Genomic DNA, 17,109 nt, shown 5'->3' on the forward strand with positions numbered 1-17,109 from the left:
GGCCATCGCGCCCTGTGGAACGTTTTTTTAAAGCTATACGAGCGGCGCTTTTCTCAGTAAGGCGCCGTTTTTTTTGGCTTGCAAAAACAGGGCATGATTGTTTATTAGGCAATTTTTGCAGTCTCTGAGTTGTGGGGCGTTGATGCTGTTGGAGTACATTTTTTAACGATGGTTTATGCTGTGATTTGTCGCTTTTTTTACGATGTCGTTTTCCTGCTACAGCGCTCAAACCGCATAAATACTCGCTTTGCGGAAGCCGCTTTTTTTTGTATATCCGCCGCTTCTTTTCTTGCCCATCATCTGCTTGCCACTTTCTCCGAAAGACACTAGTATTTGTGTTAACTCTTCTTGTTAAACACTACATATAGTGTTTCTCCACAAGAAATCCACAAAATTATCCACAGCGAGACGTGCCCACTCAGCCGCACGCGCAACTCAATGAGAGCCCTATGACCGATAGCGTTAACACTGCTCAGCAGCACAGCAGCTATGCCGATTACAAAACCATTCGCCGCGATGGATCGGTGGTGCCCTTTGCACCGAATAAAATCACCGTAGCAGTGACCAAAACGTTTATCGCTGTATTAGGTAGTGATGCCGCTGCCAGCGCCGCTGTGCGCCAGAAAGCCATCCAACTAACTGAATCCGTGGTGTCGGCCTTGATGCGTCGTAAGCCAGAAGGCGGCGCGATTCATATTGAAGATATCCAAGACCAGGTTGAGCTGGCCTTGATGCGCGCAGGTGAGCACGATGTAGCCCGCGCCTATGTTTTATACCGCGAAGAGCGCAGCAAAGAGCGTCATGCGCGATTTGAGCCAGAGCATCATCACGCCATCAATGTACGCTATGCCGATGGCAGCAGCCGTCCACTTGATTTAGCCCAGTTAAAAGCGCTGATCGCATCTTGCTGCAAGGGTCTGGAAGGCACCACTGACCAAGCGGCGATGCTGGCTGAAACACTGAAAAACGTTTACGACGGCGTACCGGCAGAAGAAGTGCGCCGCGCTTTGATTATGTCGTCGCGTCAGCTGATCGAAAAAGACCCTGCTTATAGCTTTGTGACTGCGCGCCTTTTGTTAAATGATTTACGCTCGGAAGTATTAGGCAAGGAAATTAGCCATGAAGAAATGGCCGATCGTTATGCCAGTTATTTCCCGCAATTTATCAAGCGCGGTATTGATGCGGAGCTCTTGGATGAAAACCTCGCTCAGTACGATTTAGCTAAGCTCGGCGCAGCGCTCGATCACAGCCGCGATTACCAGTTTGGTTATCTTGGCCTGCAAACCCTGTATGACCGTTATTTCTTGCACATTGAAGACACCCGCATTGAGCTGCCACAAAGCTTCTTTATGCGTGTAGCGATGGGCTTGGCGATGAATGAGATCAACCGCGAAGAGCGTGCGATCGAGTTCTACAACGTCTTGTCTAGCTTTGACTTTATGAGCTCCACCCCAACGCTATTTAACGCCGGTAGCCGTCGTAGCCAGCTTTCTAGCTGCTACCTCACCACCGTATCCGATGATTTGGAAGGTATTTACGAAGCGCTGAAAGAAAACGCGCTGCTGTCTAAATACGCCGGTGGTTTGGGTAACGATTGGACGCCTGTGCGCTCCCTAGGTAGCCATATCAAGGGCACCAACGGCAAGTCGCAAGGGATTGTGCCTTTCCTTAAAGTGGTGAACGACACCGCTGTGGCGGTAAACCAGGGCGGCAAGCGTAAGGGCGCGGTGTGTGCCTACCTTGAAACCTGGCACGCAGATATCGAAGAATTCCTAGAAATGCGTAAGAACACAGGTGACGATCGCCGCCGTACGCACGATATGAATACCGCCAACTGGATTCCTGATCTCTTTATGAAGCGGGTAATGCAGGGCGGTGAATGGACATTATTCAGCCCGTCCGAAGCGCCTGATCTGCACGACAAGTTTGGTAAAGACTTTGAACAGGCCTATGTGGCCTACGAAGCAAAAGCCGCCCGTGGCGAAATGAAAATCGCCAAGAAAATCCCGGCGCTGGGGCTATGGCGCAAGATGCTTTCGATGCTGTTTGAAACAGGCCATCCTTGGATCACCTTTAAAGACCCTTGCAATATTCGTAGCCCGCAGCAGCACGTTGGCGTGGTGCATAGCTCGAATCTGTGTACAGAAATTACCCTGAACACCAACGAGAACGAAATTGCGGTATGTAATTTGGGCTCGGTCAACTTGGTAAACCATATTAAAAATGGTGAACTGGATACCAATAAACTGGCACGCACCATCAAAACAGCGATGCGCATGCTGGACAACGTGATTGATATTAACTTCTACCCAGTGCGTAAAGCGCGTGAATCAAACTTGAAGCATCGTCCGGTGGGTATGGGCATTATGGGCTTCCAGGATTGCTTACATATGCTACGCCTGCCTTACGGCTCGGATGCTGCGGTTGAGTTTGCCGATGTGTCGATGGAAACCGTGGCTTACCATGCTTACTGGGCTTCGACCGAGCTGGCGCAAGAGCGCGGTACTTATCCTAGCTACAAAGGCAGCCTGTGGGATCGTGGTGTATTGCCGCAAGATTCGATTAAATTGCTGGCAGAAGAGCGCGGTGGTTATCTGGAAATGAATACCAGCTCTAGCCTAGATTGGACACAGCTGCGTGAACGCGTTCGCATCCACGGTATGCGTAATTCAAACTGCCTAGCCATTGCACCAACGGCCACCATTGCCAATATCATTGGTGTATCGGCGTGTATCGAGCCGACTTACCAAAACTTGTTTGTGAAATCAAACTTGTCGGGTGAGTTCACCGTGGTGAATGAATACCTAGTGCGTGATTTAAAAGAGCGCGGTCTGTGGGATGCGGTGATGATCTCTGATCTGAAGTTCTTTGACGGCTCGGTATCTAAAGTTGAGCGCATTCCGCAAGACCTGCGCGACCTTTACGCCACCGCATTTGAAGTAGACCCAAGCTGGCTGGTTGAATGCGCATCGCGCCGCCAGAAGTGGATCGACCAAGGCCAATCGCTCAATCTTTACCTTGCGGGTGCATCAGGCAAGAAACTGGACGAGCTGTACAAATTTGCATGGTTGCGCGGTTTGAAAACCACCTACTACCTGCGCACCATGGCCGCTACCGCAGCAGAAAAATCCACCGGCAGCGGTGGCGAGCTGAATGCCGTGCCAGTGAGTGGCGGCTACAGCAGCACAGCAGCCGTAGCAGGCAGCAGTGCAGCAGAACCCGCTATGGCCGCAATCGACGCAGCATTACCAGCTACAGATATGAAATTTTGCTCGATTGATAACCCAGAATGCGAGAGCTGCCAGTAATCTTGTAGGTTGGGTTAGCAGCTTTATCGCGTAACCCAACGTATGTCGAAGCGGTAAGTAAATGGATTGGAAGTAAAAAAGCCCCTTAGTGCGCTAACACCAAGGGGCTTCCAATAGCAGCGGGGTTTCAGGATTAGACCGTTGCCCTAAATGCGCTGCTCTCCATCGAAACGTGATGCTAGCACAATTGGGTCTAGACACCATCCTCTAATAGTTCATAGAGGTATCGTTTTATGGCGCAAAAGCCGAAGAATGCTCAGAAAATTGGGCGGGATGCAACGACAGGGCAGTTTACTAGCGTTGCAACAGCAAAACAAAATCCGACTACTCATGTAGTTGAAACTATTAAAAAGCCAAAGTGATTTTTTAACTAATTAGGTTGGGTAATGAATTTATTACCTAACCTATTTTGAATTATTAAATTCACAGACCTACACCTTGAGAGTCAAATGACCGAAGCCCTGCACCCTGTCGATCAACTGATCCTCGCCTTACCTAAAACCGAGCTGCATCTACATATTGAAGGCACTTTAGAGCCGGAAATGATGTTCGAGCTGGCGCAAAGAAACGGCATTACCCTGCCTTACGCCAATGTAGAAGAAGTTCGTGCTGCGTATTCTTTTGATAATCTGCAATCATTTTTAGATTTGTACTATGCCGGTGCCAGTGTGCTGGTCAGCGAAGAAGATTTTTACGATCTGACTTGGGCCTATTGCGAGCGCGCTTATTCAGATCATATTGTGCACACCGAGATCTTTTTTGATCCGCAAACGCATACTGCGCGCGGTATTGATATTGGCGTGGTGATCCGTGGTATCACCCGTGCCCTGCAAGATGCCACCGATAAACTGGGCATTAGCTCCAAACTGATTTTATGCTTTTTGCGTCACTTATCTGAGGCCGATGGCAAAGCCACGCTGGAAGCCGCGCTGCCTTACCTCGCGCAAATCGACGGAGTGGGGCTGGATTCCAGCGAGCTGGGCCACCCGCCTGCTAAATTCCAAAAATTATTTAAACGTTGCCGTGATCTGGGCTTGCCTGCCGTAGCCCATGCCGGTGAAGAAGGCCCTGCTTCATATATTACTGAGGCCTTGGATTTGCTGGGCGCGCGGCGTATTGATCATGGCGTGCGCTGTACTGAAGATGCCACCTTGATGGTGCGCCTAGCCACAGAGCGCGTGCCGCTGACGGTTTGCCCGCTTTCTAATTTAAAGCTCTGTGTGGTGGATGATTTATCCAAACATAATTTACGTAATTTGTTGGCAGCGGGCCTGTGCGCCATGGTGAATTCTGACGATCCCGCGTATTTTGGTGGCTATCTCAACGCTAACTTATTAGCTTGCCGTGCTGCTTTGGATTTATCTGCCAGCGAGGTCGTTCAATTGATTAATCACAGCTTTGAAGCATCTTGGTTGCCAGACGCCGATAAAGCGCGCTGGCGTGCCGAAGTATTACGTATCGCCTGTATCGCTAAATGAGTTTTTTATCACGATGTGTGCAGGCCGTGGCCGGTGTGGCGAGTGCCTTAGTGGCGGCCTGCAGCGCGCAGCCCGCCTTGCAAATTGAAAACGGCCGCCTTGTGCCACCTGCAGGGCAGGGCTATGTGGTGCTGGCTATAAGTGTGCAATCTTTGTCAACGGATCGGGCTTCGCTGCAAGTGGAGCTGGCCGGGGTAAGCAGCAAGCATAGCCTGCGAGCCGATATCAGCCGCGATGTGATCAGCGGGCCAGATGCCGAAACACGCGGACGACTATGGGTTTTGCCGTTGGCAGCGGGCCGCTATACGGTCAGTGAAGCGTGGGGAGAATGGGCGGTAAACGGATCGAACGGACGGGGCGGGCAGCCGCACTTTAAAATAGAGCGGCCGTTTCAAATTGCTGCGGGTGAAGTGCTGTATTTAGGCGAGATCAACGCTCAGCTTAATTTTGCCCCAGCCCTGAGCTATAGCGATCAGACACCGCGCGATTTTTATCAACTACAGCAGTGGGGCGTGCAGGACACCCGTAACATGACGACCCGCTTGCTGTGAGGTAGCCAAATGTTTAAAAGTTTCATTCTCAGCAGTGTCTTATTTTTAAGTGCCTGTGCCACCGCTCCCGTGGCGGTGCTGCAAGGCAAGCTCAGCCCGCCTGCTGATCAGGGCTATGTTGTGGTGGCCTTAACGCTGAATTCCTTTGATCAGGATGGCGCAAATGCATGGCTGCGCTTAGAAGGCCCCAATGGCCGTAGCGATTTAAACGCCAGTATTTTGCACGACACCATTGCCGCGCCCAATAAAAATGCCATTGGCAAGCTACATCTATTAAGCTTAGCCCCCGGCCAATATACCGTGCAGCAAGCGGTGGGCGATTGGAGCTACACCGCCGCAGGTTGGCCGCAGCAGCGCCGCGATCAAATGCCGATCGGGCAGCGTTTTGAAGTCAAAGCCGGTGAAGTGACGTACCTTGGTGAAGTGCATCTTGCACTGAGTTTTCAATCCAGCCTAAAAATGAGCGATCAGCACGAACGCGATTTTTACGCACTGGGCCAGCAGTACGGCATCACTGACACCAGTAATATCAAAACCCATTTACTCAGCACCCCTGCTCAGTAAGCATCTATATCAATCACTCAGTATCAACATCAGTAAGACAGGACTTGTAATGCTCAACTTTGACGATGAAATCAGCACACCCACCACCACTATCAATCTGGATGCCGCCACCGCCAAGCGCGTCAATGCCTCGGACAAACGCGTGATTAACGGCACCACCGACGTGAATCAGCTGGTGCCGTTTAAGCACAAATGGGCATGGGAAAAATACTTGGCGCAGTGTGCAAACCACTGGATGCCGCAAGAAGTAAACATGCAGCGCGATATCGAGCTGTGGAAAAGCCCGAACGGCCTGACCGATGACGAGCGCCGCTTGGTCAAACGCAATCTGGGTTTCTTTGTTACCGCTGACAGCCTTGCTGCCAACAACATCGTTTTGGGTACTTACCGCCAAATCACTTCGCCAGAATGCCGTCAGTTTTTACTGCGCCAAGCTTTCGACGAAGCCATCCACACCCACGCCTATCAATATATCGTTGAATCTTTGGGCCTGGACGAAGGCGAAGTCTTTAACGCCTACAACGAAGTGGCCTCGATCCGCGATAAAGATGAATTTCTGATTCCTTTCATCAATATCCTGACCGACCCAAGCTTTAAAACCGGTACTTTAGAAACAGATCAGCAATTGCTGCGCTCCATCATCGTGTTCGCCTGCATCATGGAAGGCCTGTTCTTCTACGTGGGCTTTGTGCAAATCCTGGCGCTGGGCCGCCAGAACAAAATGACCGGCGCTGCCGAGCAGTACCAATACATCCTGCGCGATGAATCCATGCACTGCAATTTTGGTATTGATCTGATCAACACCATCAAAATGGAAAACCCACAGCTTTGGACCGAAGAATTTAAAGCCGAAATCTACGGCCTATTCAAGCGCGGCGTAGAGCTGGAATACGCCTACGCCGAAGACACCATGCCCCGTGGTGTGCTTGGCCTCAATGCTTCGCAATTCAAAGAATACCTACGCTTTATCGCCAACCGCCGCTTGCAACAAATTGGCTTGGAACCCATGTTCCCGGGCGTGACCAATCCATTCCCATGGATGAGTGAGATGATTGATTTGAAGAAAGAGAAGAATTTCTTTGAGACTAGGGTGACGGAGTATCAGACTGGTGGGGCTTTGAGCTGGGATTGAGGTTTAATGACTATTTAAAAAATTGGCATTTTTTTAGTAGTTATGCATAAGATAATTTGAATCCGTTTACTCGGAGCGAAGTTTAAGGATCATTAAAAAAGTGGTTCGACTTCGCTCCACATTATCGGTATTAAAATCTTGTTATGCTTTACTTTTTAGCTAAAAAAATTAAATTCAGTAATTAGCAATATAGATATCTTTAAATTGGTCAAGAATTAATAAAAAAGATTAGTGGTTGGGGCCGCAAGACACCGAATTTTTTATTGCGTAAAGCTCGGTTCTACTTGCAAAAGTATTGACATGATGTTTGGTTGTATATTTGTACAATAATGAAGGTTAATGCGAAAATATAAAGGAGTTTCATGCATACTACTTTAGTTGCCCTAAGTGACGAGCTAAAAAGTCACATCAGTACACTTGATCAATACATTCTAAATGAAGGGCCATTCACTGTTGCATATGGTTGGAATTGTCCGAGCATCAGTAAGGGTGATTTACATGATGTTATTCACGTGGCTATTAACCGAATTGAACAATTTGATGGCAAATTAAGTAGTGATACTACGATTGTTATTGAGCAGCTAACTGCCAAATTGGTCGCTCTGCGTACTCATACATTTCCTCAGTTCCCTAGTGGTAATTATCCTGCAGTATTACAGTCCTATGTATTGTCATTGCTTCATATAGAGCAACTTTTACGCGCAGCATTGCCTGATCCTAGCGTAGCCGAATGTGCTAATTATGTTCTGAAAGCCCAAGAACTTCGGAATAAATTGAAGGGGTTGGAAAGCCGAATTAATAAGCTTGACCCTAGTACCCAGGATCTAGAACATATGGTGGCGCGCATCCGTGCTGCTGATGAAACAGCCACCCGCCTTCCCGCCGACCTTGACGAACTCCGACAAGCTAAGCAAGAAATTACTCGTCTCCAGAATGAATCCAACCAGCACTATCAAACCATGCTGCAAGAAGGTGGGCATCATCGCCGTTCATTGGATGACAAACTAAATGCCTGCCTAGCCATCAAGGAAATGATGGATCAGCAATCTGTGGAAAGCCAAACTCTATTAAAGCAATTAAGGGAATTGCATCGTATTGGTACTTCGACCGTACTGGCGGGGGCATTTCAGCAGAGGGCGAACAGCCTTGGTAATTCAGTTTATGCTTGGTTATTTATTTTATTATGTGCTCTGCTTGGTGCGATGTATGTTGGCCACGAGCGAGCACAACTCATTAGTACCTTACTGCAAGACCCGAAGATTCCTGCTCTTAATATATTGATTCAAACTCTACTGATGGTATTGAGCATTGGTCCTGCAGTATGGTTGAGTTGGGTTGCAACTAAGCAAATCAGTCAGCGCTTTAAGCTGGCTGAGGATTATAGCTTTAAGGCTTCGATTGGCAATGCTTACGAAGGGTATCGTAAGGAAGCAGTTGATTTGGATGATGATTTCCGCCGAAAATTGTTTACTTCCACTCTGAATAGACTCGATGAGCAACCCTTGCGTGTGATGGAGATAGAAAATCACGGCAGCCCTGTGCAGGAAGCGGCAAAAAGCAGCGGATTTTGGGATTTTATGAAGCATGTAGCCGGCAATCGAAACTCCTTAAACTCAGAGACCTCTAGCCATTCCGTTCCCCAGTATTTACCCGAGTCAGAAAAGAAAATTACCAACGCGGCTAATGAGTGATCAAAGTTCCGTAGTGATTATTTTTTAGTGCCTTCGGCACGTTGATTTTGGAGCGGTAGCCACCGCGTGGGCGTTCTTTTCTTAACGGCTAAGAAAAGAACCAAAAGAAGGCCGCCCCGGCCAGCACGAAACCCCTCACTGCGGACAATCGAGCGGCGGCTGCGGAACTCGCTCGCAGGCTCGCTCAAACAGTCCTCGCCGAAACCCCGCCCGCTTGTTCCTCGCTTCGGCGTGCTTCAAGGGGAGATTTAAGCCCCGTGCGATGAGTTGCGATATAAATTCAAATGGCTGGGGGCGAAAATATCTCAAATCCAAATCCAAATCCAAATCCAAATCCAAATCCAAATCCAAATCCAAATCCAAATCCAAATCCAAATCCAAATCCACATCGAAGAACAAGCCTGAGATGGTTTATCTCCGTCTTTGTTTTTCTCTGTGCCCTCCGTGTTTCAATATTTGGGTTTTGCTGCTTGCTTGCTCATGTTTTATCTGCCCAAATTCAGGTGGCACTTCAGTGTTTTAGCTTCCCCCTTTGTTAAAGGGGGATTGAGGGGGATTTGCTTTGGAATTGGCGTTGTTTACACCTTTCAGTAAAGACACCAAAGCAAATCCCCCCTAGCCCCCCTTTTACAAAGGGGGGGATAAGTGCATCAGACTTATGTTGATGCCTGCTGTGGCGGCCGGTTCTGAGTACCGTGGCGAAGGCACTAAAAAGACGATCGTAGTAAAAGATCTGAATCAGGTTGATCTTTTCTCAAGTGCTGAAGTGTTTCAAGACTGGGTTTTGTGGCGCTAGGGCTGCTTACTTTCTTCTTTTTGATGCAGGTCTTGCCTTGTATAAATCTTGTTGTGCCCGATCAGCCATCTGGCGATGTCTTGCTCCCATGTGTAGGAGGGGATGTGGATGGCGGTTTGGGGGTGCGACCACATGATGAACACCAGTGCGGTAAAGGCGATGGGGATGAGTCTTTTCATGGGGGCGAAGCTTTGGATGCGGGCTTTCCAGAAAGGGTGCACAACCATATAGCCCAGCAGCCAGCCAGTAATGACTTCACTGCTGCTGTGTGCATTCACTTTTAGGCGTGACCAGCCGATGATTGCGGCGATGATTAAGCCTAGTGCTAAACCTGCTTTGCTGAAGCAGCCTTCTTTACTGATAAATACCCAGGCAAATAACACGGGCAGGATGGCGGTGGCCAGCAGGGTGTGGCCGCTGAAGCCGATAAAATTGATGGCAGGGATGCCAAAGCCCATGGCAAAAAAGGCGATTTTGCTGATCAGCGTGATGGTGATTGCCAGCAGCAGGCGCAGGGCAAATTGGGCCCAAAGCGGGTGGGCGCGCATTAGGGCCAGCCCCAGTATCAGGGCAAAGGCGAGTGGCAAAAGTAAGCCGGCTTCGCCCAGCCGGGTAATAGAAAACCAGTTCAATAGCATGGGGTCTTTTCTGTAATAAGTGCAGGGCAGAATAATAGCGCGTACTTGATGACTTTATCTCTCACTGGCGGGGGTATTGCTGCAGGTGGTGGTGTTGAAATAGGGAGAGGGCCACGAAAATGCCTTTTGCTTACGTTTTTCTTGTTTTTATTTGTTGCCGCCTGACCTGCTTAATTCTTGTTAATTTCTTATTAATTACCAATATTAACTTATAAAAGTAAGCTGGCTACCTTGCCGGAGTGCTTGCATGCATCAGCTCTTGCCTGAAGATATTCAGGAGATTTTTCCTTTGCTGCTGGAAAATGTGCCAATTGGTGTCGCGGTGCTTGATCGCGGGCTGCGGCAGCTGTGTATTAATTCACGCCATGCAAGTGTTAATCATATGAGCGTGGCAGATCACCTTGGCAAAAGGCTGGAAGAGTTTTTACCGCAAGCTGCGATGGTGATTGAGCCCAAGCTGCAGTTTGTGCTGGATACCGGCCAGCCTCTTGTAAAGCAGGAGATACGTGGTAAAGCAGGCGGGGATGGGCATACGGTGCATAGGATTGCTTCGTATTATCCCTGGAAAGGGCAGGCGGGAGACACACGCGGGGTGCTGGCAATTATTCAGGATTCCACGCTGGATAATGTGGCAGAGCAGCTTTTGCAGAACAGCCAGCATAAGCTGCTTAAGGTCCTGGATAATCTGTTTTCTTTTGTTGGGGTATTAGAGCTGGATGGCACTTTATCAGAGGCCAATCTGGCGCCGCTGCTTGCTGCAGGCCTGAGTATTGATGATGTACGCGGTAAAAAATTCTGGGATTGCTATTGGTGGTCATATGATGAAGCCATTCAGGCTAGGCTAATCAATGCCATTGAGCGCTGCAGGCTGGGCGAAACGGTCCGTTATGATGTGCCTGTCAGAATGAAAGACGATAGCCGGATGTGGATCGATTTTATGCTGGCTCCTCTGCGGGATGAGGAAGGCAATATCACGCATCTGATTCCTTCGGGTATGGATATTACTCAGCGGCATCAAAGCGAAGCGGCTTTGCATTTATCTGAGGAGCGTTATCTTTCGGTGATTGAATCATCCGATGACGCCATTATTACTAAATCATTAGACGGCATCATTATCAGCTGGAACTCTGCGGCCGGGCGTTTATTGGGCTATACGGCAGCAGAGGCGATAGGGATGTCTGTTAGTCGCTTATTTCCGCCCAATCAATTGAGTGAAGAAGCCTCCATCATGCAGCGCATCGCAAGCGGCGAGCGGGTGCCTTCATTTGAAACCGTGCGTATTCATAAAAATGGCAGTGAGGTGCAGGTTTCGGTCACGATTTCCCCGCTCCGGGATCGCCAGGGCGTGGTGGTGGGGGCGTGTAAATTAGCTAGGGATATCAGTGTGCAGAAGCGTCAGCGGGAAGATCTGCAGCATGCACTTGATGAAAAAACGGCGCTGCTGCACGAGGTGCATCATCGTGTAAAAAATAATTTACAAATTGTGTCCAGCCTGCTGAATTTACAGGCCCGCAAGGTTTCCCCCGAAGCGATGCCAGCAATAGCAGAATGCCAAGGGCGAATCAGCGCAATGGCCCTAGTTCATCAGCTCTTGTACGAATCTGATCATCTTTCTGATGTTAATTTAGCTGATTTTTTGTCCCGTCTGGTGTTTCTGATGGAGGCCATCTACGGGGTGGCAGAATCTAAAATTAAGCTCGTTTTTTTAGGGGCAGAGCCGGATGTTACGCTTGATGTCACGCGGATTATCCCTTTTGGCCTTGTGATAAACGAGCTGGTTTTAAATGCCATCAAGCATGCTTTTCCAACACAAAAAACAGGCCTGATTGAGGTCGGTTTAAAGCTGCTGCCAGATCAGCATTTGCAATTATTAGTGCGTGATAACGGCTGTGGTTTACCCGCGCAATTTAGCTGGAATCAAAAAATAGGCTTGGGATCGCAGCTGATTCCTATGTTTGTAAATCAGCTGCAAGGCCGTTTGCTTACAGAATCATCCTCTGCTGGGGCCAGCTTTATTCTTTTAATCAATGAATATAAAGCGCAAAGGGGTGACTAATGAAGGCTGAAAACATCTTAATCGTGGAGGATGAGCCTGTTGTTGCCTTAGATTTGCAGCAAACATTGGAAGAAATGGGCCATCAGGTGTGTGCTATTTCGATCAGCATGGAGGGGGCGATCGAGGCGGTTGCATCCCATCAGCCCAGCTTATTACTGATGGATATTCATCTGCAGGGCCATGGTGACGGCATTGAGGCCTGCCATGAAATTTATCGGCACTGGCAATTGCCCGTTATTTTTTTATCCGCCTACGCCGATGAAAAAACAGTTCGGCGGGCCGCTGTGGCCAAACCCTTTGGCTATTTAACCAAGCCCTACAATAAAAAAGATTTAAACGCCGTGATTCAGGTCGCACGCTCGCGCCACGATGCAGAGCTTGCTTTGGCAAAATCAGAGCAAAAGCTGGCCATTGCCATCGAGGCTGCAGAGCTTGCCACCTGGGAGTGGGAATCCCCGCTCGATCATCTGATCGGGGATGAGCGCTTTAAGCTGATTTGGGGCAGCAGCCTGCAGCCATTTATTGCTAGCTTATCGGCGATGCTTGCTAGGGTGCATCCGGATGACAGGCATCATGTTGAAAGCACTTTGCAGACACAGGGCTTTTTTAAGTGCGATTTTAGGGCGATCCACGATTCTGGTGAATACGCTTATTTAGAAATGTTTGGTCATTTGCGTATAAACAGGCCGGATCAGAAGCTGGTGATTGGCGCGCTGAGGGATGTAACACCGCGTAAAAAAATGGAAGAAAGGCTGCAGCAGGCCAGTATTGTATTTCGCACCATTACTGAGGGCATTATGGTGCTGAATACCGATGGGCTTATTTCATCGGTAAACCCTGCGTTTTGTAAATTAACAGGTTATGCGGAAGAAGCGGCGCTGGGGCATTATGCCGCCGAGTTTATGGTTAACCGCCGCGATATGGAAATCTCTTATGCTGATATTGCCTGCACAGCCAGTGGTTTCTGGGCGGGAGAGGTAGGCTGCAGGCGCCAAGATGGCACCATTTTGCATACACTGCTGCATATTTGTACCGTAAAAGATCAACACGGAGAAGTACTGCAATTTGTACAAACGTTTTCTGATATCTCCGCCATCCGAGAGGCCGAGCGGCAGCTGCTGCATCTGGCCTACCATGATCCGCTGACAGGCCTTGGCAATCGTTATTTGCTTGATCAGAATCTTGAAAGTGAATTAGCCAGAGCATTAAGCCATCAGCGGATTGTGGCGATTATGTTTATTGATCTGGATGGGTTTAAAGCGATTAATGATTCTTTAGGTCACCATATTGGTGATCGCGTTATTCAGGAAGCCGCAGGCCGGATTGTTCGTCAGATCCGCCGCCACGATGAGGCCGTTCGCCTTGGCGGGGACGAGTTTGTGGTGATGATTCCTGATGTGCTTTCTTCTGGCGAAGGCTTGCTGGTGGCTAATAAAATTTTAAGATCGCTCTCCGCCCCTATGCAGATAGACGAGCAAAAGCTGGTGATTGGGGCCAGCATCGGCGTGGCGTTTTTTCCGCAGGATGGCCAGACACTGAGTGATTTACTCAGCGCTGCAGACAGTGCAATGTACGAGGCCAAACGGCAGGGCAAGGGCAGGGTGTGTGCTTATTCAAGCGATTTGGTCGAAAACGTTCGCACCCGGCTCAATTTAGAGCAGGGCATGCACGGCGCATTGCAAAGAAATGAATTCGTTCTATTTTATCAGCCGGTTATTGATTTATATGAATCCCGTTTAATGGGCTTTGAAGCGCTGATTCGCTGGAATCATCCGGAATTTGGTTTACTTCCCCCGGATAAATTTATCAGTATTGCCGAAGACACAGGTTTAATTGAATCGATTGGCAGCTGGGTATTGGATCAGGCTGCTGCGCAGATTAAAAAATGGGCGCAGCAGGGGCGGCAAGATTTATTTATGGCGGTCAATGTTTCGGCAAGGCAGTTTCGCGGCAACTATTTTTTAAATGAATTAAAAACAGTGCTCCAGCGCCATGAAATTTTGCCAGAACAAATAGAAATAGAAATTACCGAATCGATGTTGCAGGATTTTCACAGCATCAGAAAAATGGTGCTGGGCATGCGTGAATTAGGGGTGAGCGTAGCAATTGATGATTTTGGTACCGGCTATTCATCACTGGCCCTGCTTAAATATCTGCCTGTTACCCGAATTAAAATTGACCGCTCTTTTGTTATTTCCCTGCCGGGAACTGCACGCGATGTGGGGCTGTTTTCGGCCATTATGCAAATGGCGAACAGCTTAGAGCTGAATGTGACTGCAGAAGGTGTTGAAACATATGATCAGTCGCAAATCTTACGCACCATGGGCTATCCCGCAGTGCAGGGGTATTTCTGGGGGCGGCCTGTGGCCGCTGAAGATTATGATGAAGTGTGGATTAAAAATAGCAGTGTAAGCGGCTATTTTTTGGACGAAAATAAATAAGCTGATCCACACTTTATATTAGCGCGTTTTAAACGCCATGAATAAAGATGGAGCTAGGCCTTTTATTTTTAATATTTTCCGTCTTAAGCAAAAAACAGCATTGTGATTTTTTATAAATAATGGACAGATTCAGGCTGACTGTGCCATTTTTTTGTTTTTTAAGATGGGTCTCTGCAATATTTTTAAATGTTTATATATCGCGACAGGTGAAAATTCTTCGTGTAAAAAATGACAAATCACTTTATGATTGCTATTGCAATTTTCTTGAGTTCCTTAGTTTGGCACTTTATAATTAAATATCGGTTTTTTTATATATTTTCTTTTAATTTGCTGCTTTGGGACGGATTTTTTCGTAAATCCACCTGGATTGAGAGTCAAAATGAAACGCTTCTTTTTGCGTTCGGTGTTTGGGTTGCTTTGTGTCAGCGCATCATCTACTGCGTGGGCTGCTGAAGTTTTGCGTGTTTTAGCATGGCCGGGCTATGCAGACAGTGACTGGGTAAGCGAGTTTGAAAAGCGCTTTGATGCACGCGTTGAAGTGACTTTTATCGATACAGATGAGGCGCTGTGGGACAAACTGAGCAAAAACCGAGGGGAAAACTTTGATGTTTTTGCCGCCAATACAGCAGAAATGCAGCGCTATATTGATCAGGCTATTGCCGCTCCTGTTAAACCAGTGCGTATTCCGAATACAAAAAAACAATTGCCCCGGTTCAGACGTGTGGAAAAAATACCCAGTATTAACCGGGATGGATATTTATATGCTATTCCTTTTGTCTATTCTGAAATGGGCTTGATTTACGATAAAAAACAAATCAAGCAAGCACCTGTTTCTATGAATGAGTTATGGAATAAAAAATATATTGGTAAAGTTGTTTTGCATGATGGCAGTAATCATAATTTTAGTTTTACTGCACTGACTATCGGAATTAAAGATCCGTTTAATCTAAATAAGCAAGAAATGGCCCGATCGGTCAATAGGCTGCTGGAGCTGCGTGATCAGAAACCATTTTTTTATAACAGCCCGGAAGAAGGTACTCAGGCTTTTATAAAAAACAAAGCCGCCTTAATGTTTGCAAACTATGGCATGCAGCAGCTTAAATTATTACGCGCAGCCGGGGCGGATGTGGGTTATATCGTGCCAAAAGAAGGTGCTCTGGCATGGCTGGATTGCTGGGCAATCAGTATTAAGGCAAAAAATAAAATGCTGGCAGAAAACTGGATTAATTTCATGCTGGATAAATCGGTGAGTAATGAATTAACACAGCGGCAAGGGCTGGCTAATACGCTGAGTAAATCTAATTTATCCGCACGCGATAAAATTATCTGGATTCAATCATCCGAAGATTTTGCTTTGCGCTCGCAGTATTGGGATCGTATCCGTGCTGGCAATGCCAGAAATGGTAATAACAGGCCAAAAAAACCAATCTTATAAATGGTATAAGCTGGGTTTTTAATATAAATGTCTGATTAAATCTGCTGCTGAATGCCTGCTCAGGCTTATTTTATTAGCGTGGGGCAGATCAAGCATGGCGCTCGGCAGCGAGCGCCTTTGGTGGAATAAGACATTTATTTAGAGAGCATAGGCAGGGCATCACCTGCGTGTTTTTTAATTTGTTTAGCTGCTTTCTTTTCTTTGGCGCTCAGCAGCGGCTGCTTCTTTGATTCTTTAAGGGTTTGCTTAGACTTACTCATGGCATGACTCCTTTTAAGGCACCGGCAAATGCACAGCACGCATTTATTATAGCCTGATGTAAGAGATATAAAAGCCAGAATTAAGAAAAGATGTGCCTTGATTTAATCTTTATTTGAGTGGCGATCAAAGCGTGCGGCTAGCCACAAGCCGCTGTTTTTCATGGCAAAACCAAAAATCAGCCCCATAAGTAGTGAGGCACTCACAAGCTGCCAGTTGCCATTTGCTGCAAAAGTGGCACACGCGCCTATAAATGTGCCCGGTATAAAACCCAGCCAGCGTTGCTTGGCCTGAATACACATCAGAAACGCGACTACACCAGTTAGCAGATAGCCTGCAATCTCAATATGAGGCGCAAACGCGCTGCCCTGAATAATCACCATCGCCCAAAATACACCGCTGCCGCAGCATAAAGTGCTGAGCAGCAGGCCGCGTATACCGCCTTGTGGACAGGCAAAATATGCGGTGCAAGCTAAAAATCCTGCCCAGCTTAATAAGCCCAAAGAAACAGCCGCCCAGCCCCAAAGGCCGGAAAGCACGCCCGTGGTGATGGCAATCATAAGAAGAGGATTCATTGTTTTCAGCAAAAAAGGCCGCAGTGTAGCGGATTAAGCGGCTTTCTTTTTGATCAGGATCTAGTTTTTACGAGGCATGATGACAAGCGGCGCGGGCGGCTTGCCCATTTATTTGCTTAAGCAATGAGGCACGAAACGCCCGGCGTTTCGTACCTGCTCATTGCTTGTGATTTAAGTGAACAGACG

The 17,109-nt window shown here is 47.9% G+C and carries 12 protein-coding genes; 9 read left to right on the forward strand and 3 right to left on the reverse strand.

The window, feature by feature from the left end; all coding sequences use genetic code 11:
- Nucleotides 1-449: 449 nt before the first annotated feature.
- The 6 genes from DYD62_RS01820 to DYD62_RS01845 all read left to right on the forward strand — a co-directional run bounded on the left by DYD62_RS01820 (nucleotide 450) and on the right by DYD62_RS01845 (nucleotide 8,724).
- On the forward strand, nucleotides 450-3,308 hold the full coding sequence (locus DYD62_RS01820) for a ribonucleoside-diphosphate reductase subunit alpha (protein WP_115225797.1): 2,859 nt from the start codon (nucleotides 450-452) through the stop codon (nucleotides 3,306-3,308).
- A gap of 449 nt (nucleotides 3,309-3,757) precedes the next feature.
- Complete coding sequence (locus tag DYD62_RS01825) at nucleotides 3,758-4,786, forward strand: adenosine deaminase (RefSeq protein ID WP_115225798.1); 1,029 nt, start codon at nucleotides 3,758-3,760, stop codon at nucleotides 4,784-4,786.
- Nucleotides 4,783-5,337, forward strand: coding sequence for a hypothetical protein (locus tag DYD62_RS01830; RefSeq protein ID WP_115225799.1), 555 nt, complete (start codon nucleotides 4,783-4,785; stop codon nucleotides 5,335-5,337). Before DYD62_RS01825 ends, DYD62_RS01830 begins: the two co-directional genes overlap by 4 nt.
- 9 nt (nucleotides 5,338-5,346) lie before the next feature.
- Nucleotides 5,347-5,901 (forward strand): hypothetical protein, encoded by a 555-nt coding sequence (locus DYD62_RS01835; RefSeq protein WP_115225800.1) that lies wholly within the window; start codon nucleotides 5,347-5,349, stop codon nucleotides 5,899-5,901.
- A gap of 49 nt (nucleotides 5,902-5,950) precedes the next feature.
- Nucleotides 5,951-7,033 (forward strand): ribonucleotide-diphosphate reductase subunit beta, encoded by a 1,083-nt coding sequence (locus tag DYD62_RS01840; RefSeq protein ID WP_115225801.1) that lies wholly within the window; start codon nucleotides 5,951-5,953, stop codon nucleotides 7,031-7,033.
- Nucleotides 7,034-7,395: 362 nt separating this feature from the next.
- The gene (locus DYD62_RS01845; RefSeq protein ID WP_115225802.1) at nucleotides 7,396-8,724 is read left to right on the forward strand and encodes a hypothetical protein; all 1,329 of its coding nucleotides are present in this window, start codon (nucleotides 7,396-7,398) and stop codon (nucleotides 8,722-8,724) included.
- A gap of 792 nt (nucleotides 8,725-9,516) precedes the next feature.
- On the opposite strand, the gene DYD62_RS01850 is transcribed toward DYD62_RS01845, so the two are convergent.
- Nucleotides 9,517-10,158 carry a phosphatase PAP2 family protein gene (locus DYD62_RS01850; RefSeq protein WP_115225803.1) on the reverse strand — a complete coding sequence of 214 codons (642 nt, stop codon included), beginning with the start codon at nucleotides 10,156-10,158 and terminating at the stop codon, nucleotides 9,517-9,519.
- Nucleotides 10,159-10,405: 247 nt separating this feature from the next.
- On the opposite strand from DYD62_RS01850, the gene DYD62_RS01855 reads away from it, so the two are divergent.
- The 3 genes from DYD62_RS01855 (at nucleotide 10,406) to DYD62_RS01865 (ending at nucleotide 16,090) form a co-directional block, all read left to right on the forward strand.
- The gene (locus DYD62_RS01855; protein WP_115225804.1) at nucleotides 10,406-12,214 is read left to right on the forward strand and encodes a PAS domain-containing protein; all 1,809 of its coding nucleotides are present in this window, start codon (nucleotides 10,406-10,408) and stop codon (nucleotides 12,212-12,214) included.
- Nucleotides 12,214-14,655 (forward strand): two-component system response regulator, encoded by a 2,442-nt coding sequence (locus DYD62_RS01860; RefSeq protein WP_115225805.1) that lies wholly within the window; start codon nucleotides 12,214-12,216, stop codon nucleotides 14,653-14,655. Before DYD62_RS01855 ends, DYD62_RS01860 begins: the two co-directional genes overlap by 1 nt.
- 379 nt (nucleotides 14,656-15,034) lie before the next feature.
- Complete coding sequence (locus DYD62_RS01865) at nucleotides 15,035-16,090, forward strand: extracellular solute-binding protein (RefSeq protein ID WP_115225806.1); 1,056 nt, start codon at nucleotides 15,035-15,037, stop codon at nucleotides 16,088-16,090.
- A 134-nt stretch (nucleotides 16,091-16,224) separates the two neighbouring features.
- On the opposite strand, the gene DYD62_RS24190 is transcribed toward DYD62_RS01865, so the two are convergent.
- The gene (locus tag DYD62_RS24190; RefSeq protein WP_267896104.1) at nucleotides 16,225-16,350 is read right to left on the reverse strand and encodes a hypothetical protein; all 126 of its coding nucleotides are present in this window, start codon (nucleotides 16,348-16,350) and stop codon (nucleotides 16,225-16,227) included.
- Nucleotides 16,351-16,452: 102 nt separating this feature from the next.
- Nucleotides 16,453-16,923 carry a DUF1097 domain-containing protein gene (locus tag DYD62_RS01870; RefSeq protein WP_115225807.1) on the reverse strand — a complete coding sequence of 157 codons (471 nt, stop codon included), beginning with the start codon at nucleotides 16,921-16,923 and terminating at the stop codon, nucleotides 16,453-16,455.
- Between the last annotated feature and the right edge of the window lie 186 nt (nucleotides 16,924-17,109).

It is taken from the genome of Iodobacter fluviatilis (assembly GCF_900451195.1).
Lineage (GTDB): Bacteria > Pseudomonadota > Gammaproteobacteria > Burkholderiales > Chitinibacteraceae > Iodobacter > Iodobacter fluviatilis.